Here is a 21,354-nt window from a genome sequence, read left to right on the forward strand (position 1 = left end):
CATTTATTGCCTGCCGGTCTGGCAGGCACGTCCAAAGAGGAAGAAGTAATGAAATATGCATTTCCTGATAATTTCTGGTGGGGCAGCGCCAGCTCCGCGCCGCAGACCGAAGGCGAAACGCTTAACTTTGGTAAATCGGAAACCATCTGGGATCGATGGTTTGCGGAGCAGCCAACACGCTTCCACAACGGCGTTGGCCCGGCGGACACCTCCACCTTTTACCAGAACTGGAAACAGGATATCGCCCTGCTCAAGGCGCTGAACCACAATACGTTCCGCACCTCGATTTCCTGGGCGCGCCTGATTCCACAGGGTCGTGGTGACGTCAATCCGGAAGCGGTCAAATTCTACAACCAGATTTTTGATGAGCTGCACGCACAGGGCATCACGCCGTTTATCAACCTCTTCCACTTTGATATGCCGATGGTAATGCAAGAGCTTGGCGGTTGGGAAAATCGTGACGTTGTCACGGCTTACGGCGAGTATGCGAAAACCTGCTTCGAGCTGTTCGGCGACCGGGTGAAGCACTGGTTCACCTTTAACGAGCCGGTTGTTCCGGTTGAAGGCGGCTATTTATACGACTTCCACTATCCAAACGTGGTGGATTTCAAACGTGCCGCAACCGTTGCTTACCACACGATGCTGGCCCACTCGCTGGCGGTGAAGGCCTATCACGAACGTAACGACAGCGGCGAAATTGGCATCATCCTTAACCTGACGCCCTCTTACCCCCGTTCGCAGAATCCTGCCGACGTGAAAGCAGCCAACATTGCCGATCTGATGTTCAACCGCAGCTTCCTGGACCCGGCGCTGCGCGGCGAATATCCGCAGGAGCTGGTTGCCCTGCTCAAAGAACACGGCCAGCTCCCGGCCTGTCAGCCAGAAGATAAAGCCCTGCTTGCCGCGGGCGTGGTCGATCTGCTCGGGATTAACTACTACCAGCCGCGCCGCATAAAGTGCCGCGACTCGCTAGTCAACCCGGACAGCCCGTTTATGCCGGAGTGGTTCTTTGAGGCCTACGAAATGCCCGGCCGCAAAATGAACCCTTATCGCGGCTGGGAAATCTATGAAGAAGGGATCTACGATATCCTGACCAACCTGCGCGAAAACTATAGCAATCCGCGCTGCTATATCTCTGAGAACGGCATGGGCGTTGAAAACGAAAAGCGCTTTGATGAGAACGGGCAGATTCAGGATGACTATCGTATCGATTTCGTCAGCGATCACCTGAAATGGCTGCATAAGGGCATCAGCGAAGGCAGCAACTGCCTCGGTTACCATATGTGGACGTTTATTGATAACTGGTCGTGGTGTAACGCCTATAAAAACCGCTATGGTTTCGTCTCGCTGGATTTGGCAACCCAGAAGCGCACCATCAAGAAGAGCGGCGAGTGGTTCCGCGAAACGGCAGCAAAAAACGGTTTTGAAGACCGGGGCTAAAAAATTGTGCGGGCCTGTGCGGCCCGCCTTATGTCGTGCAGGTAACAAGAATGTCGAATATCAATGATGTTGCGCGCCTTGCGCAGGTTTCGAAAGCTACCGTCTCAAGGGTACTGAGCGGCAGCCGCGGCGTAAAAGAGGACAGTCGCCAGGCCGTACTGCGCGCCGCTGAAATTCTGAACTACACGCCCAATGCCATCGCCCAGTCGCTGAGCAGCCAGTCGACAAACTGTATCGGGGTGATTTGCGCGACCGAACATATCCAGCAGTCTACCGGTTATCTGCAGGCGCTGGAAAAACAGCTAAAGGAGCATCGCAAGCATCTTCTGCTGCGCTTCGCTAACGACGCGGAGAGCGTCCTGAACGCGGTGGACGAGCTGTCACATGGCCTGTGCGATGCGCTGGTCGTGGTGGGTGCCAGGTTCACTCTGCCTGCGCTTGACGGCGACGTCGTTCTGATCGACAGCCTGAGCGCTTCAACGGCTAACAGCGTGCAGTGCGACCGGGTATTTGCCGTAGAAACGGCCGTGCATTATCTATGTTCACAGCAGCGCAGACATATTGCGCTGGTTAACTTTTCCGGTGGTGATGCGGCTTTACAGACCATTGACGGCTACCGCCAGGCGCTGCATAACTATGCGGTGCCGTTTAATCGCCAGCTGGTTATCGAAAACGAACCGTCGGTGCGTATTGCCCTGCAAAAACTGGTCAACAGCGGGGTGAAATTTTCTGCGCTGCTGGTCACCAACGACAGCCAGGCGCAGGAAGCCATCACGATGCTCAATCAATACCAGCTCTTCGTGCCGGAAAAAGTGCTGGTCTTTAGCCTGGACGGCTCAACTCGCCTGCCGGGGACAAACGCTATTCCGGCCATTGAGTATTCGCTGGAAAATATCGCCCGTCGGGCCGTGGCGTTGCTGCTGGGCGAGCGCCATGAGAGCGATCTGGTGCGGGGAAGTTTATTGCTTGCCTGACTGAAGGCGGGTAAGAGCTTACCCGCCTCAGAAATTATTCTTTTGCCAGCATGGCTTCCAGCGCTGCTTCACGCTGCGCCAGTACGCGCTCAACCGTATCGACTATCGCCTGAGTTTGCGGGTCGATTTCGATATTAATGCGGCTGCCGAGCTTCTTTGCACCCAGCGTCGTGCGCTGCAAGGTTTCCGGAATTAAATGGACGCAGAATCGGGTCGCGGTCACTTCCCCTACCGTCAGGCTAATGCCATCAATACCGATATAGCCTTTGTGCAGGATATATTTCATCAGGCTCTTGTCCTGAATCTTAAACCAGATTTGACGGTTATTCTCTGAGGTTAAAATCTTCGCCACTTCGGCGGTAGTCATGATATGGCCGGACATCAAATGGCCGCCGATTTCATCATTAAATTTCGCCGCGCGCTCAACGTTCACGCAGTCGCCTGGCGCCAGCTCACCCAGATTAGTGATGCGCAGCGTCTCTTTCATCAGGTCAAAGCTCACGTGATTGCCGTTAATCTCCGTAACGGTCAGACAGCAACCGTTGTGGGCGACCGACGCACCCGTTTCAAGGCCAGGCAACATCTCTTCTGGCATCTCGATAACGTGGGTGCGGAAATTTGGTTTTTCATCGATGGAAACCAGGGTCGCGGTACCCTGTACAATACCAGTAAACATCCTAAAGCTCCGGGCAAGTCAATAAGTGGCACCGTTTGCCAGATAAAGCAAACGCATGCATCCGTGAGCAGCACAATAGCAGTTGGAAAAAAAGCTTGCCAGTCATCATCACTGCCCCACCATTATTTGTCTGGCGATTTAATTAACTGCCGCTACAATAGTCTGGATCTTTCCCCTGTTTGTCCTTTTTGCTGCCAACTATGGCGGCCTCTTAGTGTTCCTAATACTAATAATAATCAGGTGTATTTATGCAGAAGTACTTTATAGAAGCTCGCCAGCTTTTAGCGCTGGCGATACCCGTCATCCTTGCCTCCGTCGCTCAGACGGCGATGGGCTTTGTCGATACGGTGATGGCCGGCGGCTACAGCGCCACAGACATGGCCGCGGTGGCCATCGGGACCTCCATCTGGCTGCCCGCAATCCTTTTCGGCCACGGCCTGCTGCTGGCGTTAACGCCGGTTGTCGCGCAGCTCAATGGCTCCGGCCGACGCGAGCGCATTGCGCATCAGGTTCGCCAGGGATTCTGGCTGGCGGGCTTTGTCTCCGTGCTTATCATGGTGGTCCTCTGGAACGCCGGCTACATCATCGGTTCGATGAAAAATATGGATCCGCTGCTGGCAGAGAAAGCCGTGGGCTATCTGCGTGCGCTGCTGTGGGGCGCGCCGGGCTATCTGTTCTTCCAGGTTGCGCGTAATCAGTGTGAAGGCCTGGCAAAAACCAAGCCGAGCATGGTCATGGGATTCATCGGCCTGCTGGTTAACATCCCGGTGAACTACGTCTTTATCTATGGCCATCTGGGGATGCCGGAACTGGGCGGCGTCGGCTGCGGCGTTGCGACCGCCGCGGTTTACTGGGTCATGTTCTTCAGCATGATTTCCTATGTGCGCAAAGCCCGTTCAATGAGGGATATCCGTAACCCTGCTGGTTTCAGCACGCCGGACTGGCAGGTGATGAAACGTCTGACCCAGCTCGGTTTGCCGATAGCGCTGGCGCTGTTCTTTGAGGTCACCCTGTTCGCCGTGGTGGCGCTGTTGGTTTCGCCGCTGGGCATTGTGGACGTTGCGGGACACCAGATAGCCCTTAACTTCAGCTCGCTGATGTTCGTTCTGCCGATGTCGCTGGCAGCCGCGGTGACCATTCGCGTCGGTTTCCGTCTTGGCCAGGGCTCCACGCTGGACGCACAGACCGCGGCCCGCACGGGATTAGGCGTTGGCGTCTGCATGGCCGTCTGCACCGCGCTGTTCACCATTACCCTGCGCGAACCTATCGCCCTGCTCTACAACGACAACCCGGAAGTCGTGGCTCTGGCAGCCCAGCTGATGCTGCTGGCGGCGGTCTACCAGATTTCCGACTCCATTCAGGTTGTCGGCAGCGGCGTGCTGCGCGGCTACAAAGACACCCGCTCGATCTTCTTCATCACCTTTATTGCCTACTGGGTGCTGGGGCTGCCGAGCGGCTATATTCTGGGGCTGACCGACCTGGTCGTCGACCGGATGGGGCCTGCCGGCTTCTGGATGGGCTTTATTATCGGCCTGACCTCCGCGGCAATCATGATGATGCTGCGCATGCGCTGGCTGCAGCGTCAGCCGTCCATCACAATTTTGCAGCGCGCGGCGCGATAAAAATCCGTCAGCCAGCTTTGTCGTGGCTTTTGAATAATATTCGTAGGTCGGATAAGCGCAGCGCCATCCGACACAGCAGCCGTTAACAATGGATGATGTTCACCCGCTGGGCGGCTATTTTTTCGACGTGCTGCGCAGTTGCTCAGTATTCGTAGGTCGGATAAGCGCAGCGTCATCCGACACAACAACCGTTAACGATGGATGATGTTTATGCTCATCCACGGATATCGGCCCGTTGGGCGGCTACTTTTTCAACGGACTGCACAGTTGCTCAGCAATCGAGTGAAAACTTAGTGATAATTAAGGATTTCAGCTTGCAAGCAGCGGGGGCTGCCGCTAATATTCGTCCCCGTTGTCGCCAGACAACATGATGCGTCCGTAGCTCAGTTGGTTAGAGCACCACCTTGACATGGTGGGGGTCGGTGGTTCGAGTCCACTCGGACGCACCATTTAATATTTCATACAGTGCGTCCGTAGCTCAGTTGGTTAGAGCACCACCTTGACATGGTGGGGGTCGGTGGTTCGAGTCCACTCGGACGCACCATGATGAAAATACTCAGCCGCTTTACCACCTCGATTAAAAAAACACCCCCTGCCTGCCCTCTGCTTTCAGTTAATCCGCAAAAGCATAGCCATCTTATTCTCTGTAAAAAACTTTATCTTCCTCCGGTTTTATCGATTGCTCCCGTAACGCCCCCAGGAAATACAACGCTGCATTTTTTATTAACACGGATGCCATAACCTTTCGCTCAACGTAGCCGTCCCCACGCAACATCCTCATTCCATCTGCCAGTTTATGCCCCTGTCGAGTCACTAAGTGCCAATATTTCTGTTGGCTAGTGTGAACCATTAAACCTAATCAACTGATAATAGAGATCTTTTAACTTTGGCACACCCTTTGCTTTCTCAGGATATGACTAGCTGAATGAAAGGGGAAACGAGTGCGCCATGTCTATGTAGCCAGCCACGGCCAGTTCGCGCGTGGCCTGGTTGACAGTTTATCGCTGCTGATAGGTGACGAACACGGCATCAGGCCGGTCTGCGCCTACGGCGATGATATCACCACCACGGAACAGCTTGACCAGACGCTTGAACAGCTTATCGCTGAGGCCAATGGCGAAGAGGTCGTGGTGTTTACCGATCTGCTGGGCGGCAGCGTGAACAACTGTGCCACCAGGGCGCTGATGCTTCACCGCAACGTATACGTTGTGGCGGGCGTCAATCTGACCCTGCTTCTGGAATTTTTACTCTGCGAAGAGGAAAGCACAGAAGCTGCGGTTGTTTATGCCACCCATGCGGCCCGGGAATCGATAGTTTTCATCAACGCATTGATAACACAACAATCTTCTGACTAACGGAGAGAATCACATGATCAAATTAGTGCGCATTGATTACCGCCTGCTGCACGGCCAGGTGGTCTTCGCCTGGACCCGTGCGCTGGATATAGACCATATCATCGTTGCCAATGATAAAGCCGCCGGCGACGCCTTTCTGACTATGTCGTTAAACCTGGCAAAACCGGCCGGCGTAACGCTGGATATCAGCACCGTCGAACAGGCTGCCGAGAAACTGAACGGCGGCAGGCTGGACAATAAAAAAGTGATGGTGGTGCTGGGGAATACGGCTGAGACCCTTGCCCTGGTTGGCAAAGTCACCGGCATCAGCGCAATCAATTACGGCGGCCTTCCCCAGAAGGAGGGAGCCACGCAGTTCGGCAAGGCGATCTATCTTAACGCCGAAGAAATTGCTGACAGCAAGGCACTGAAAGAGAAAGGGATCCGCCTGGAAATGCGTCAGGTCCCTGCGCATTCCGTTGAACTGCTTAACGATAAACTCTGATACAGGAGGTCACTATGTTGCTCACGGCAACGTTACTCGGCCTGATAGCCGCGCTGGGCATCCTTGACGGGCGTTTACTTGGCGTATCGATGATCGACCGTCCGCTGGTGATGTGTACCCTAACCGGCCTGGTTTGCGGAAATCTACAGGAAGGTATTTTAATCGGCGCAACGCTCGAGCTTATTTTTTTGGGCAATGTCGCTATCGGTGCCGCCCACCCACCGGATATCGTCACCGGCTCAGTGCTGGCGACGGCGTTTTCAATTATGTCCGGGCGAGGACCGGAAGCCGCGCTGACCATAGCTATTCCGGTCTCCATGCTGGCTCAGACGCTGGGTATTCTGGTGCGTATTCTCAACGCCCGCTTTGGTCACATGGCCGATCGTTACGCGGCCAAAGGGAATACCCGGATGGTGGCGCTGATGCACCTTGGTGGCCCGACGGCGCTGTATTTCCTTAACGGGTTTTTACCGGTGTTTTTCGCCATTCTGCTCGGCTCTTCCGCCGTGAACTGGTTCCTTGAGGCCATTCCTCCGGTGATCACTAACGGCCTGATTGTTGCCAGTAAAATTCTACCCGCGCTCGGATTTGCCCTGTTAATTAGCATGATGCTCAGCAAAAAGCTGATGCCCTACCTGGGGCTGGGTTTCCTGATAGCGGCCTACACCAAACTGGATATTATCGCCATCGCCCTGTTTGCCGTCGTGCTGGCCTTCATCATTAGCCAGTTTATTAACCTTAACCAACAGGAGAGTTAGCGATGAGCGAGATGACGCAAACCCTGGCTGACGGCCCGAAAGCGCAGGCGCAAAGCGAAGCTCACGACAGAGTCACTCCGCGTGATTTGCGCAGCGTTTTCTGGCGTTCATTTACCCTGCAAGGCTCGTGGAACTATGAGCGGCAGCAGCACATGGGCTATGCCTACGCCATGACGCCCGCGCTAAAACGTATCTATCAGGATCCGAACGAGTTAGGACGCGCTTTGCAGCGCCACCTGGTGCTGTTTAACACGACGCCGCATCTCTCGACGTTTATGTTTGGCCTGTCCATAGCCATGGAGGAAGAGAACCAGCGCAACCCGGAATTTAACGAAGAGTCTATCAATGCCATCAAGACCAGCCTGATGGGGCCGCTTGCCGGTATCGGTGACTCAATCTTCTGGGGTTCGCTGAAGGTGATCGCCGCCGGCATGGGGATCTACTTTGCCCAGCAGGGCAGCATTCTGGGGCCAATCCTCGCGCTGTTTGTCTACAACCTGCCGCATATTCTCTGCCGCTGGTATGGCCTGAAGCTGGGGTACCGTGCGGGGACAACCTGGCTGATGCGTATCTACCAGAGCGGCCTGATGGATAAAGTCACCTATATAGCGTCGATTGTTGGGCTGATGGTCGTTGGCGCGATGACGGCCAGCATGATCGATATCTCCACGCCGCTGAGTTTTACTACCGGGCAGACCACCATGAAAGTTCAGGATTTCATCGACAAAATCCTCCCTTCTTTCCTGCCCCTTCTCTTCACCTTTGGGATGTTCAGGCTCATCCGTAGAGGGGTGAACATTAACTGGATCCTGTTAGGTACGGTGGTGTTTGGCATGGTTGCCAGCGCGCTGGGCCTGCTTTGACGAGAGGTAATAAAAATGCTGGTTAAAGACTATATTGACGACACGCCTTCCCGCCTGCTGGCGATGCTGACGCAGACGCGGGACGATCTCCGGCAAATCGCGCAGGCGCTGCCGGAGGCGGGGGTAACCCGAATCATTCTCACCGGCTCAGGAACGTCTTACCACGCAGCCCTGACCGCCCGGCCATTTATGCAGCGCTGGTGTGGTATGCCGGTGGATGTTTACTGGCCATTCTTGCTAAATGACGCTGCGCTCGCTCTCGGCAGCAAGGCGCTGGTTATCGGTATTTCACAGGGTGGCGGAAGCCTGTCCACCTTTGAGGCTATGAATCGCGCGCGTAAGGCTGGTCATCTCACGGCATCTATGGCTGGCGTTGCCCCAGCGGTCATCGACCGGGCAGCGGATTTCGTTCTGACCGTGCCCTGCGGTGAAGAAAAGGCGGGTGCAAAAACGAAAGGTTACCACTGTACCGTGCTCAACCTCATGCTGCTGGCGCTCGCCCTTGCCGGGCAGCAGGGCCTTACCGCAGATGAACATCAACAGTTGCTGGCCCGCATGGAAGAGACGTTCCGCCACCTCCCCGAACTGATTAAGGCTGCCGGTGAATGGGCCATGACAAAAGCCCGTCCGCTGTTGCAAAGCGCGGATATCCGGCTGGTTGGGCCGTTCACGCTTTTCGGAACCGTGCAGGAAGGGGCACTGAAAATGCTGGAGACATTTCGCTGTCCGGTGTCCGGCTACGAATTCGAGGAGTTTATTCATGGTGTTTATAATGCATTCAACGAGAACGCTACCCTCATCATGCTCTCTCCGTGGCAGGATGAGCGAGAATCAAGGCTGGCAGAAATATTAGGCGGCTGGACCAAACATATTTACCGCATCGGCCCGCAGGTGGAAAATAATGCTCTGAACCTGAGCGTCCCTTTTATTAATGATGAAGATTTCTCTGTTTTTGAATATATCATCCCTCTGCAAATGCTGTGCGCCACGCTACCGGAACTAAAAGGCATTGACCCGGCAACGCCGAAAGATCCTTTCTTTCATCAGAAAATGAAAAGCAAACAAGAAGTGTAATTAGCATTAATAAAATTTCATCCGCCCCTCTGCGGAGGGTGCCCTATATCCTAAGGAGAATAAAATGTCTGTCGCTCATGATACCGTTAATAAAATTATTGCTGATGTTTTAACAAAACAAAAAATTGAACGCGTCTGGTTTGTCGGCTGCGGCGGCTCGCTGACGGGATTCTGGCCGGGTAAATATTTTCTGGACTGCGAGGCGAATCATCTTGCAGTCGGGTATATGACCAGCAATGAGTTTGTTCACGCCACGCCTGAAGCCGTCGGTAAAAATAGCGTGGTGATACTGGCATCTCAGCAAGGAAATACCGCAGAAACCGTGGAAGCTGCCCGTGTTGCCCAGCAGAAAGGTGCTGCGACTATTGGGCTGGTTTATACGCCTGAAACGCCGCTGTGCAAATACAGTGATTACACGATTAATTATCAGTGGGCCAGATACCCGGAGAAAGTCGATCCGGCGCAGCAAAAAGCGGCCTACAGCCTCTGGCTGGCCGTAGAGATCCTTAAGCAAACCGAGGGTTACGCCTGCTACGACGCAATGATTAGCGCCTTCAGTCAATTCGCAGGCGTCGTCAACCATGCCCAGCAGCAGGTAAAAGAGGATGCGCTGCGCTTCGCCGAACAATGGAAAGATGAAAAGGTCATCTACATGATGGGGTCCGGCCCCTCTTACGGTGCGGCTCATCAGGAATCCATCTGTATTCTCCTTGAGATGCAGTGGATCCATTCCGCCAGCATTCACAGCGGTGAATATTTCCATGGTCCGTTCGAGATTACCGAACCCGGTACGCCGTTTATTCTGCTGCAAAGCGCGGGACGCACTCGCCCGCTCGACGAACGGGCTATTCGTTTTATCGAACGTTATCAGGGAAAGCTGCAGTGCATCGATGTTGAAAAACTGGATATTGCCGCCCTGCCCGCGAGCGTTAAAGAGTATTTTTGCGGTCTGCTGCATAACTGCGTGCTGGATGTCTATAACCTGGCGCTGGCGACTGCCCGCAACCACCCCCTGACAACCCGTCGCTATATGTGGAAAGTTGAATACTAGTCGTTTGCCCTCCCGGGCAGTGCAAATATCTGCCCGGGAAACTACCAGTCAAATGCCTCAATTCTTAATTCAAAAATGTCGTGAATATAGCCAATCTCGGCAACCGGTAACGCAACATTATATAAATTCTTGAGCTGCTGAAAAGAGTGGTTAACCATCGTAATAAATTTACCATGCTGGCTGTTAAACTCGGCGAGGTTCTTATAATGCGTAATCTCATTGCGCATCACTAACCTTTCAATCATGCAGCTTAAGTGAACATATAAGCCAAGCGTTAAATTATTATTAAAAGTAAAGCCCAGCGTGTTTTGCCACTCGGCAATAATTGTTTCAATATGCCCCATGGTTTTCGCGGCATTAAGGATCGTGAGCGAATTAACAACGTTATGCAAAGAGAATTCACGCACCATATTTTTATTAATCAGCTCGATTTGCTTATTATTAAGATAATCACTCAATAGCTGCGTTAGATGTGCGTAGCCCTTTTCGCCAAGCAGCTCTTCAATGCCCACCCAGGGGACGCCCGCAAGCTGGGGATCGTGTGTCCCGACCACGGCTATCACCTCATACTGATTGAGCAGAGATGCCGCCATCTGGCTGCTCTTGAGCCGGATGTATTCGCAGGCGATGATATGGATATCAAAGTCGGTCAGCTGGCTTTTTTCCATCAGCGTCTTGAACTTAAAGGCTGTTCCGATACCGGTGATGCAGGAAACCAGCAGTACACGTTTCTTTTTCTTCTCGGGCCAGTACAGATCCCAGCTTGACTGATTAAGCGGGACTATCTCCTCGGCGATCTGTTCAATACTTTTTTGCGCCACGATTTCGCTGGCAATATTCAGTGCCAGACGGGTTGTCACATTGTTCACCACCACCAGCGGCCCCTGAATCACACCCAGCAGGGCATCGGCAATCTCTTTACTGTATCCCATATCTATCAGCACCATCACCCCGGCCTGGGTATCGGTATGCTTCAGATAGTCGACAATCGATCGGCTGACGTCACTGAAAGCGACCTCCATTGGCATGTCCATCGCCTGGTATATTTTCTCGCCGATCAGACGGTTTGATAATCCGGCGATGCTGCTGGCGGTAGAGTAGCCGTGAGCGATAATCACCGCCTTCACTTTGCCATGGGTGGTGGCGTCAATGGCATTATTTACGATGGCAGCAATTGCCACCTGGTCGAGCGTATCAATAAGCAGATCGTACTTGTTGACGACGACAGAGAGTAACTTCCTGGTAATGCGCTGGGCTAATCCCGAAGAGTCCTCCAGCCAGCGCAGCATAACCTGCCGCGCTGCGGTTGACGTTTCTCGCGGGGTCAGAGGAAGGCTGGTCAGGTAGCGCCCGGTCAGATAAGCAAATTCGGCGTTCAAATCCAGATCGTAATTGGCTGCCAGCGCCTTACCCACGTCTTCAATAAACCGTAGCCGCTTATCCTGGTGTGAAACGGTACTTTCTTTATTCATTAAGGCATCAAGGTAGAACGTGACATTCTGATAGGTCAGCTTCTCAAACATACGAATGCTGATATCGTCCCGGTCCAGCTCTTCACACAGCCCGCAGATATTTTCTGTCAGCCTCCGGTACGCCTGGTGCTGCACAGGAACCAGCGGAAAGATGCCTCTGTCGCGATATATCATTATCCGCCCTGGCGATTCCATCAGGCTAAAAGGCCTCTCTGACACAATCTCATCGGGCAGATGCCCGGCTTTGACTTCAAGCACCTCCCCCTCGCGCTGACCGAACGTCCATGCGCTGGCACAAACATTACGAATCAGATTCTCAAGCCCGCCGACGTTGCCTTCCAGCGTTTTTTGCATCAGCAGGCTGACAATTTCTTCGTCAAGCGCAAGGTCGTGGTCCAGCCTTTGCGCCTCGCTGCGGAAAAAATGCTGGATAAACGCCAGCCGCTCGTGCTGTCCCCGCTCCGCAACGGGCAGAATCTGGACGATGACAGGGATCCGGCGAATAAAAGTCGCAAGAAAGTGTTTTTCCAGATCCTCAGTAGAGGCGAAAATCAGCCGCACCGTTGCGCAAAGCTCCTCCCTGCTGTCGCCCAGCCGTCGCCAGCTGCCGCTATCCATAAAATGGAATAACTTCTCCTGGCCTTCAGGCGGTAAGCGGTGAACTTCATCGATAAACAGTATGCCCCCATTACTGGTCTCTATCAGACCTGCAACCTCCCGATCGGCTCCGGTAAATGCGCCTTTCACATGGCCAAATAGCTTTGAGGTCAGCAGCTCCGGGTTATTAGCATACTCGGCGCAGTTGAAGACGGTAAAGGGGGCGTCAGAGGACAAAATTCCCTGTTCAATGGCGTACTGCCAGAGGCGGCGAGCGAGAAAGCTCTTTCCCGTTCCCGTCGGCCCGTGAAGCAACAAGGGCAGCCCGGCGCCGGGGTAGCTGATTGCCGCCTTGCACTGGCGCAGCGCATCCTGCAGGCTTCCCTGAGCGCCAATCAGCAATTCGAGATTATCCTGACGTTCCTCGTACAGTGCCTGCAGCGAGGGATATTCCCGATGCCGCACCGCAAGATGATGTTGGGTACGCAGTACCTCAACGGGCAAAAAAAGGACCGGGCGTCCATTGACCTTGATAACCCGTTGTTCCCGATGCAGATTGTTAAGATGGTGACTGATGATGCTACGTTTTTGTTTAAGGCTGCTGGCAATCGTCATCGCGCTGAATTCGCTCAGCGCTTCTGTAGTGAGCGGTAGCCTGATGAGACGCTGCTCAAGCTGACGAAATACTGACTCCTTATTCATCACTTTTTCCCCTGCCAAACGCTGGAGATTCGCTTATACGACAAATTAAACGCAGCGTCACAGGGGGCGCCCACATTTCTGGAAATACACTATTTTTCAGTGAATCAGGGCCAGTGGGCTCCTGGGAGGACGCCACTGACCTTTAACATTAAGGCTTCCTGAACAGCGCCATGCTGCGCCCTTCCAGCTCAAAATCATCTTCCTGGTCAACGACGATGCCCGGATCAGCTGATACAGAAGGACTTAATCCCAGCACCCAGGTGGGCCTGAGCACGCTGCATATTATTAACGGCGACAGCTATCGCACATTCATGCAGTCTCGGAGCACCACTTTTTAATGACCGATACGAATTATGGGTTTGATTGTTTTGCCCCGCTCGCTGTCTTTTGCCGCCTGATTAATCTCCTCGAAAGGATAAAAGCGCATCAGTTTATCCATCGGGAAGCGCCCCTGGAGATAAAGATCCACAAGCTGCGGGATAAAGATATCGGGAATGCTATCGCCCTCGACGATCCCGCGCAGCACTTTGCAATTTTGCATGACATCGTTCATATCCAGCTCAAAGGTCGTTCCCGGTTTTGAGGCTCCGACGATGCCGCAGGTGCCACGCGGGCGCAGCGCTTCGACGGCCGCACGCACAACGTCGGCTCGCCCCGTAGATTCCAGACTGAAGTCAACTCCCTTGCCTGTAATACGCTGTATGGCGACAACAGGCTCTTCCTCATGGCTGTTGATGATATGCGTCGCGCCCAGCTCCATCGCCAGTTCCAGCCTCTCCGCCACCACATCTACAGCGATGATTGTCGTAGCGCCGGCAACGACGGCGGCCATTACACCGCTTAAACCTACCGTTCCACCGCCAAAAGCAGCGAACGAGCTGCCCGCTCCCACCTTCAGGGCATTCAGCACGGCACCTGCACCGGTCTGTATGCCGCAGCCTAATGGGCCAAGCATCTCCAGCGGTGCATCGGCGCGCACCTTCACCACATTACGCTGATTGACCACCGCAAAGGCGGCAAAAGATGATTGACCACCGCAAAGGCGGCAAAAGATGATTGACCAAAAAAGCGATCGTGCAGCAGCTGACCATCCTCGCCACAGAGGGCATGACTACCATCGCGGCGCTGACCAGAAAAATTCAGCTCATTGAATTTTTCACAGCTTGCCGGGGATCCTTCCAGACAGGGACGGCAGGTGCCACAGGATAAATATGTCAGTACGACATGATCACCCTCGGCAACTTTATGAACTTGCTGGCCGACGGCAACGACCACTCCCGCCCCCTCATGCCCAAGCACAACGGGTTGTGGCACAGGATAGAGCTGGTCACGGGCGACCATATCGGTATGGCACATACCCGTTGCAACGATGCGCACCAGTACCTCATGTTGTTGTAGTGTATTGAGACGGACCGTTTCCAGTTCAAACGCCCCCCCAGGACGACGGACTACGGCAGCCTGAAAGGGATCAGGGTGGACATGATTATCAGACATATCTCCTCCTTGTGTTGTACGCTATTTTTCCAGAGCGACATCAACCAGCACTGAACAATGCCGGGTATGAATAATGTTGACCGCTTCCTCAAGGGTAGCCAGCAGCGCCTCTGCGCGATTAACCGCAAGCGCAGCAGCCCCGCCCGAGGCAGCAATCGCGGACATATCTGGGGAAGAGGTAAAGGACGTCGCCGGGATCTGCGCCATGTTTGCCGCATAGCCCTCCGGGTAAAGCGCCAGGGTGCCGCCAGCCACCGCACCCCATCCTGAATTATTGCCAACCACGACCAGCACCGGCAGCCTCAATATTTGCGCAATGTGGTGGCAAACCGCCGGGTTTGAAAACAGATAAGATCCATCTCCGACTGCAGCAATAATTAAGCCGTCGCGGTCGGCAAGCTGTAGCCCAAGCGCAATGGGAAAAGCCTCGCCAAGCCCACCTGACAGCGCCTCCTGATAATAACTGTCTGCCCGTGTCAGCCCGGTAAACTCCAGAAGCGTGGTCAGCTCAGAGACGATTTTACCGTGATATTTGTTGGCAACGATGCCCAGGCAATGGCTCAGCCAGGGTTTGCCGATGGGGCCGCGGCTTGCGGCATTAATCATGCAGTCCCGCTGATAGCGCGCTTCTTCGTGATGCTTTACCACTTGCGCATAGCGTTCTTCCACCCTGCTTTGTTTTAGAGCGCCTGCGGGTTTTAGCGCCTCGGCCAGCAGCCTGAAAATGGTGTCAGTGTCGCCCGCGAGATTGACATCAGCCTGATACCCTCTTACCGGGTAGCGTGAAAATAACGGGTCGGGTCCAAGCTGGATGACCTTGCAGGCCGGGCTGATATTTATGTCATCGATCATCCACGGCGCCTGCGAATCCACCACAATCACAAGGTCAGCTTTTGACAGCCAATAATCTGGCTCATTACCGGCATACATAGGGTGCCCGGCGGACAGCGTGACTTCGGTCCCCCAATATTCCACCACCGGGATAGACCACTCCTCAACCAACGCGCTGATAAGTTCAAATGCTGTCCGGCCTCGTGCCCCCCGCTGAGAGAAAATGACCGGACAGCGGGCACCGGCAATAAGCGAAGCGGCGGCAGCAAGCGAATCAGGCGTTGGAGCATATGAAACTGGCTGCTGAGAAGGGCCAGCGTGGAGGAATGAATCCTCGACGTCGAAGGTTTCACACAGGGGCTCACGCGGTAAACTTAGATAGACAGGGCCTCTGGGTAATGAACTGGCAATCGCCCATGCGCGGTCGATATGTTCCCCGACCTGGTCTGCCAGACGTAATTCGAAATCCCATTTAACCGATTCCCTTACCAGCGCGGCCTGGTCGCGCATTTCCTGTCCATAGCCAATTGGCGTGTTGCGGCAGCCGAAATGCGAATGCTCGCTAATGGGCGTGCGCCCACCGAAGATCAGAACCGGGATATTATTACACGCCAGATTAATCACTCCGCAGGCGGCATTTGCCAGCCCTACATTGGTATGCACCATAACGGCCTGCACTTTACCTGTTGCCAGGTAATAGCCGTGCGCCATACCGATGGCGGCATTTTCATGGGGACAGACGACCAGTTCCGGTACTTTTTGTCGCTCGCTTATTGCCTGGGCATACGCCTCCACCAGCGGAGGATAGTCGGTACCCGAATTAATAAAAATAAACTCAACGCCGAGCGCCTGCAGACGATGTAAAATCATCGCTGCGGCGGAAACCTTAACCAATGCCATAACGACACCTCATTAAATAATTTTTATTAAAAAGTCAGGAAAATAAACGCCCCCATTGTCAGGATCGACAAAATAATACTCAGCGCCATTGTTGAAGCCATCTCCTGCTCGCCGGTTTTATATTGCATCGCAATAATAATGGCGATGGATCCCACCGGAATAGCCATAGTCAATACGACCTGTTTTATCTGTTCCATAGATAATCCCAGGGCAGAAAGGATAAAAAAACAGGCGCCCGGCACGATAATATTTCTGGCAATAACGGTAATGATGGTTGGTACCGTTATCAAGATACTTCGCGAGTAAAGGACAATACCGGCTGAAAACAATGCCAGACCGCCGGTGGCTTTACCAAGCAGACCAAGCGCCATGGCGACTGTTTCGGGAATATGAACGTTGAGGATAACCAGAAGCAAAGCCAGTACCGGTGACCAGACGACGGGCTGCTTGACGGCATCGATGACGCTACCGATGAAAGAGCTATTCTTTTTATCCCCTGCGCCCCAGGACATTAAGATCATCACCAGAGGGAGCTGGAAAACATTCTGAGTAATACTGGATACGGTAATCAGAGACGCGCTGACCGTCCCGAATAAAAATGCCAGTACCGATGTACCAATAAACGGCACGGCGGGGGAACCAATAGCCAGCGCCTGCAGAGTACTTAACGAGAGATCGCGCTTGAAAATATAACGAATAATAATTAACGGCAGGACAAAACTGATGATTAACGCAACAACAATGGCGGCAGCAACAGGCCCCATGCTCATCACCACGCTACGCGGCGTCATGACCATGTTGCTGAAGATACTCAACGGTAACGCATAGAGCATAACCAGCTTATTAATTGCCCCCGCCTGCTCCCAGGCAAAATCATTACGCTTACCGCTAATATAGCCAAGGAGCACGGTGACAACCACCGGTAAAATAGCACCAGGTATCAAAATAAAATTTCTGCTTTCCATAATAAAATTTTCCCATAGCAATCCATACTGTTCCAGAAATAAAAACAGAACTTGCTTTTAACTATCACGATGAGCTTTTAATGCGATCCCCCTGATAATAAAATTTATTTTGACCGCCCTCGAAATCAGGTGATTAATCATAAGGTAGAATTGCTGTGAAATATAATGCAGAAATGTACTGTTTAATGAGTATTTGTCATGCCTATCAAAATGAAACAGATTCAGGCCTTTCTTCAGGTGTCCAGCGACGGAAACTTTACCCTGGCCGCGGAGAAACTGGGTATTACCCAGTCAGGCCTGAGCCGCCTGTTGGCGGGTCTTGAGTCAGATCTGGAAACGCTTTTATTCGAAAGACACAAGCATGGCGTTTCATTGAGCGAGGCTGGCGCTGCCTTTCTTCCGCACGCGCTGACAATGATGAATACCGAACGAAAAGCGCGACAGGAGCTGGCGTTGCTGAATGGCTCCGGGAAAGGAATAGTACGAGTGGGATGCGTAGCCAGTTTTCTGTCGAGTCATTTTATTGACAAGATCAATAGCTTCCACCAGGCCTGCCCGGATGTGCATATAAAAATTCTCGACAGAATTGACTCTGAGCTCTTCAAGCTTCTCTTGCTGCATGAGATTGACCTCGCCGTCTGTGGCCAGTTACCTCATGACGAAAAAGTTCTGGCACGAGGAAAAATAAACTTTCAGGACCGTTTTCGTATCATATCCCGAAGCGACCACCCGTTGCAGAGCGTAAAAAACCTGAGCCTGCACGATCTGAAGACCTACGACTGGATCATGCCCCCAATGGACAGTACGCCTGTGCGAATTTTATCCGGCGTTTATAGTGAAAATAATATCCCTGTTCCACAACCGATCGTTGAGTGCGCATCTTCGGCAGCGATAAAATCATTTATTTGTCATACCGATCTGTTAACCCTGATGCCAGCCCCCATTTATCGTCTGGAGGAAGCGACAGGTCTGATTAAACCGCTGGCAATAGATAACAGCGAATTTGTCAGAGATTTCCATATTTACAGCCACTATGGCGTGCTTTCCGGCACCTCTTTGAAATTTATCCAGTTTCTAAAAATGTGATCTTCTGCGCGCCACGGCAAAAAATGGTGCGGAAGTGGGTATTGGGTATAGGGTGTATTAGCTCAGACCGGGATATCACGCACCTCCGCTGCCGCGTGATATCCCTCTGCTTAGCTCAGGGGAACGGGTGTAGCCCTGAACGCATTCGCCGTTTTGTCCATGACAACCTGGCCGTCACTGCCTGAATCCAGCACGGTATTCTGACTTGACGCCGGGTCTATCTGCACGGTGGTAACGTCCAGCGCCTGTAGCCCTTCTCGCGCCAGAAGCGCGCTTACCTGCGTCGAATAACAGGAGCCTGCCGCAGCAGACGAAGCCTGCGAGACTTCAGTGGTGGCGACGATATGGTTATCAGAGATGTAGTTTCCCTGCCCTGCCACCACGCGAATAATCACCGGCGTTGCGCCAGCCGGGGTGATGTACTGTTTCTCAATAGTTTCCGAAATATGGTTGGCAATAATCGAGTTGCTATCGCCGCTGATATTCAGCAGGCCATATAAATCATCGAGGCCGTTGTTATACGCCTGCATAGGCCCCCACGGCTCGCGCTCCCGGAAGAAATGGTTGGCCGTTACCAGGTTCTCCGAGCAGTTTTCACTGAACACCAGCATCCCCGGATAAAACGAGTGGAAGCGGTTGCTGCTGATGGAAGAGCGCACCACACCGGAAAACTGCACGCTGCTTTTCCCGCGCGGGAAGATGTTATTGGCAGTGATTAGCAGCCCGCCGAAGTTCTGCGCAAATATCGAATAGCCCCGGTAGCCTGCGCCAATCAGGTTATCCGTAATTTTTGAGGCCTGGCCCGCCTCTCGCAGTTCGATGCAGTTGCCGCATTCCGCGATGAAGTTGTTGTGGATCGCCAGCGCGTCGGCGTTGTAGATGGTCACGCCGTGCTCCAGATAAACCAGCCCCATGCCGTTGATGCGGAACGAGTCCTGCGCGCTGGCGATGTAGATGCCGGTCTTGCCGTTGAGATAGGTGTTTTCCGGGTCGTTGTTGCCTGAGCCATCGTCCACAAAATGCAGGCCGTCGATGCAAAAATCACTGAATTCAACCGAGCTGATACGCGGATCTCCGTCGCGGGCGACGTAAAATGCGGCGCCAGCCGACTCCTCTGCGTCCGCCTCCGGCGCGAGCTTAACCAGTATGCGGCTTCCGCCCGGCCAGAGCTCGTGCCAGTTTGGCCACTCGCTCTGCGGGGTATTAAAGCGGATGCTCGAAGAGGTGAACCCGTGCCCGCTGCCCATAATTTTCAGGTAGCTGATGTCTATCACAACCTGGGTCAGCAGGGGGTAGTCACCCGGCGGAATATAAATGACCGCGCCGGGCTTACCGCCATCGTTGACGTCGGTCTCGGTTTGCCTGCTTTTAATATCAGCGATGATGCTGTTAATAACCTCGCCAACATCCTCGCAGGGGTTGCCCTGATGCCACTGCGTGACATCGTAATAGTTGTTGCTCGACATTCTTTGATTCCTTCTTTGACGGTAATACACTTAATTAAATTGCCGGAGCGTCTTTATATTCCGCCGTCGGGGCCGGATTTCTCTCCAGCTCACGCTTGGCAAGATCGACCTTTATTTTTTCCAGGAAGGCATTATTCAGCTTAAAGTAGCGCACCATAAACGCGCTGATGAAATAGCTCACCATCGGCAGCAGCGAGAACATAATAATTATGCCCTGCACGGTTTGGGGGTTTTGCTGCGACTGGTTGGCAATATAGCCGCTGAAGGACAATATCCAGGCCACAATTGCACCCGCGACCGCCAGTCCCATCTTCAGCATAAATAAATTGCCCGCAAACGAGATCCCCGTCAGCCGCTTGCCGAATTTCCAGTCGCCGTAGTCGTCAACGTCGGACATCATCGCCCACAGAATTGGGCCGGACTGAATAAGATGCAGGATATTAATAATGACAAACAGCGTCAGCAGCGGCGTCAGTGATTTCGGATCAACGAACCACAGGGCGAAAGAGAGCACGCCGAGAATAATATTAATAATACGGAACAGCTTCACCTTATCAAAACGGTCGGTCAGCGGTTTTGCAATAACGCTGCCCAGCATATTACAGGCCACGCCCAGCGCCATAAAGAAGGTAATAAAGCCGACGGAGGCCTGCATCACGTAGGTGGCGTAATAGATAGTTACCGCCCCGCGAATAAACGCCGGGAAAACGTTGAGGAAGGTAATTGAAATCATCAGCAGCCACTGGTCATTTTTGGCAATGTCTTTCAAATCTTTCATCAGCGAGTCGTTAGATTTCACGGCTACCACGCGCTCTTTAATACTCGCAAAGCAGAACAGGAACATTAAGGTCGCGGCACCGCCCATGATGATCATCGTCATCTGGAAGCCGGACGCCCGGTTGCCGTTGCCCAGCCAGTCCGTCAGCGGCAGGATGGATGACGAGATAATCAGCGTCGCCAGGCCGTTGAGGAAAAAACGCCAGGAGAGGCAGCCCAGCCGCTCTTTCTGGTTGAGGGTTATCACCCCGGCGACCGAGCAGTAGGGAATATTGATAGCCGTATAAATTAATGACATGACAAGGTACGTCACCCAGGCATAGATAATTTTGCCGTTCATGCTCAGGTCGGGCGTGGTGAACATTAATATCGCCCCGAGGCCGAACGGCAGCGCCATCCATAATAGCCAGGGGCGGAATTTTCCCCAGCGGCTTTGGGTGCGGTCGCAGATTGCCCCCATAACAGGATCGCTGAAAGCATCAAAAATACGAATAACGAGAAATAACGTTCCCACGATGCCGGGGGATAATCCATACACGTCGGTATAAAACCAGGTCAGATAAAGCGCCAGCACGCTCCAGATCATACAGGAGCCTGCATCGCCCATGCCGTAGCCGATTTTTTCTTTCAGGCTTAATTTTCCGTAAGCGCTGTGCTTTTCCATTGCGACACTGGGCATATTCACACCTCTGAATTAGGCTGACATAACTATAAGGCGGCGGCTATTAAAACCGTCGCGTGGGAAATAGAGTTTCGGTATTATTTAC

18 protein-coding genes and 2 tRNA genes are annotated in these 21,354 nt (G+C 53.2%); 12 read left to right on the plus strand and 8 right to left on the minus strand.

What is annotated here, in order from left to right:
- The first annotated feature begins 48 nt into the window (after window positions 1–48).
- Window positions 49–1,440 (plus strand): glycoside hydrolase family 1 protein, encoded by a 1,392-nt coding sequence (locus HYQ67_RS14235; RefSeq protein ID WP_202304341.1) that lies wholly within the window; start codon window positions 49–51, stop codon window positions 1,438–1,440.
- A gap of 50 nt (window positions 1,441–1,490) precedes the next feature.
- On the plus strand, window positions 1,491–2,414 hold the full coding sequence (locus HYQ67_RS14240; RefSeq protein ID WP_202304342.1) for a LacI family DNA-binding transcriptional regulator: 924 nt from the start codon (window positions 1,491–1,493) through the stop codon (window positions 2,412–2,414).
- Window positions 2,415–2,448: 34 nt separating this feature from the next.
- Here HYQ67_RS14240 and HYQ67_RS14245 read toward each other — a convergent pair whose 3' ends face one another.
- Window positions 2,449–3,090, minus strand: a complete 642-nt coding sequence (locus HYQ67_RS14245; RefSeq protein ID WP_202304343.1) for a riboflavin synthase subunit alpha — start codon at window positions 3,088–3,090, stop codon at window positions 2,449–2,451.
- Between the two features lie 248 nt (window positions 3,091–3,338).
- Here HYQ67_RS14245 and mdtK point away from each other — a divergent pair, with 248 nt between their 5' ends.
- The 9 genes from mdtK to HYQ67_RS14290 all read left to right on the plus strand — a co-directional run bounded on the left by mdtK (window position 3,339) and on the right by HYQ67_RS14290 (window position 10,297).
- Window positions 3,339–4,712 carry an MdtK family multidrug efflux MATE transporter gene (mdtK, locus tag HYQ67_RS14250; RefSeq protein ID WP_202304344.1) on the plus strand — a complete coding sequence of 458 codons (1,374 nt, stop codon included), beginning with the start codon at window positions 3,339–3,341 and terminating at the stop codon, window positions 4,710–4,712.
- 372 nt (window positions 4,713–5,084) lie between these two features.
- A tRNA-Val gene (locus tag HYQ67_RS14255) sits at window positions 5,085–5,161 on the plus strand.
- An 18-nt stretch (window positions 5,162–5,179) separates the two neighbouring features.
- Window positions 5,180–5,256 (plus strand) — tRNA-Val (locus HYQ67_RS14260).
- A gap of 397 nt (window positions 5,257–5,653) precedes the next feature.
- Window positions 5,654–6,067: a PTS sugar transporter subunit IIA domain-containing protein gene (locus tag HYQ67_RS14265; protein ID WP_202304345.1), complete on the plus strand. Its 414-nt coding sequence runs from the start codon at window positions 5,654–5,656 to the stop codon at window positions 6,065–6,067.
- Window positions 6,068–6,080: 13 nt separating this feature from the next.
- Entirely contained in the window at window positions 6,081–6,551 is a 471-nt protein-coding gene (locus tag HYQ67_RS14270; RefSeq protein WP_202304347.1) for a PTS sugar transporter subunit IIB, read from the plus strand.
- 14 nt (window positions 6,552–6,565) lie between these two features.
- On the plus strand, window positions 6,566–7,309 hold the full coding sequence (locus HYQ67_RS14275; protein ID WP_202304349.1) for a PTS mannose/fructose/sorbose/N-acetylgalactosamine transporter subunit IIC: 744 nt from the start codon (window positions 6,566–6,568) through the stop codon (window positions 7,307–7,309).
- Window positions 7,310–7,311: 2 nt separating this feature from the next.
- Window positions 7,312–8,172 (plus strand): PTS system mannose/fructose/sorbose family transporter subunit IID, encoded by an 861-nt coding sequence (locus HYQ67_RS14280; RefSeq protein WP_202304351.1) that lies wholly within the window; start codon window positions 7,312–7,314, stop codon window positions 8,170–8,172.
- Between the two features lie 15 nt (window positions 8,173–8,187).
- On the plus strand, window positions 8,188–9,246 hold the full coding sequence (locus HYQ67_RS14285; RefSeq protein ID WP_202304360.1) for an SIS domain-containing protein: 1,059 nt from the start codon (window positions 8,188–8,190) through the stop codon (window positions 9,244–9,246).
- A gap of 64 nt (window positions 9,247–9,310) precedes the next feature.
- Complete coding sequence (locus HYQ67_RS14290) at window positions 9,311–10,297, plus strand: SIS domain-containing protein (RefSeq protein ID WP_202304361.1); 987 nt, start codon at window positions 9,311–9,313, stop codon at window positions 10,295–10,297.
- A 41-nt stretch (window positions 10,298–10,338) separates the two neighbouring features.
- Here the strand turns inward: HYQ67_RS14290 and HYQ67_RS14295 are convergent, their stop codons facing one another.
- From HYQ67_RS14295 to HYQ67_RS14310, 5 genes are all read right to left on the minus strand, one after another.
- A complete protein-coding gene (locus tag HYQ67_RS14295; protein WP_202304362.1) occupies window positions 10,339–13,068 on the minus strand; it encodes a sigma 54-interacting transcriptional regulator in 2,730 nt (909 codons plus the stop codon).
- A gap of 334 nt (window positions 13,069–13,402) precedes the next feature.
- A complete protein-coding gene (locus HYQ67_RS24010; protein WP_348519214.1) occupies window positions 13,403–14,056 on the minus strand; it encodes a zinc-binding dehydrogenase in 654 nt (217 codons plus the stop codon).
- Entirely contained in the window at window positions 14,050–14,562 is a 513-nt protein-coding gene (locus HYQ67_RS24015; protein ID WP_237391248.1) for an alcohol dehydrogenase catalytic domain-containing protein, read from the minus strand. The genes HYQ67_RS24010 and HYQ67_RS24015 overlap by 7 nt, the downstream gene beginning before the upstream one ends.
- Window positions 14,563–14,583: 21 nt before the next feature.
- On the minus strand, window positions 14,584–16,293 hold the full coding sequence (locus HYQ67_RS14305; protein ID WP_202304363.1) for a thiamine pyrophosphate-requiring protein: 1,710 nt from the start codon (window positions 16,291–16,293) through the stop codon (window positions 14,584–14,586).
- Between the two features lie 26 nt (window positions 16,294–16,319).
- Window positions 16,320–17,258 (minus strand): AEC family transporter, encoded by a 939-nt coding sequence (locus HYQ67_RS14310; RefSeq protein ID WP_202304364.1) that lies wholly within the window; start codon window positions 17,256–17,258, stop codon window positions 16,320–16,322.
- 198 nt (window positions 17,259–17,456) lie between these two features.
- Between HYQ67_RS14310 and HYQ67_RS14315 the strand changes: the two genes are divergently transcribed.
- Window positions 17,457–18,344 carry a LysR family transcriptional regulator gene (locus tag HYQ67_RS14315; protein ID WP_202304365.1) on the plus strand — a complete coding sequence of 296 codons (888 nt, stop codon included), beginning with the start codon at window positions 17,457–17,459 and terminating at the stop codon, window positions 18,342–18,344.
- Window positions 18,345–18,454: 110 nt separating this feature from the next.
- Here the strand turns inward: HYQ67_RS14315 and HYQ67_RS14320 are convergent, their stop codons facing one another.
- Both HYQ67_RS14320 and HYQ67_RS14325 read right to left on the minus strand, forming a co-directional pair.
- Window positions 18,455–19,810, minus strand: a complete 1,356-nt coding sequence (locus HYQ67_RS14320; protein ID WP_202304370.1) for a NosD domain-containing protein — start codon at window positions 19,808–19,810, stop codon at window positions 18,455–18,457.
- 34 nt (window positions 19,811–19,844) lie between these two features.
- On the minus strand, window positions 19,845–21,266 hold the full coding sequence (locus HYQ67_RS14325) for a glycoside-pentoside-hexuronide (GPH):cation symporter (RefSeq protein WP_202304372.1): 1,422 nt from the start codon (window positions 21,264–21,266) through the stop codon (window positions 19,845–19,847).
- Window positions 21,267–21,354 lie beyond the last annotated feature (88 nt).

This window comes from Dryocola clanedunensis subsp. sulfonylureivorans (genome assembly GCF_016756775.1).
Taxonomy (GTDB): Bacteria; Pseudomonadota; Gammaproteobacteria; order Enterobacterales; family Enterobacteriaceae; genus Dryocola; species Dryocola clanedunensis.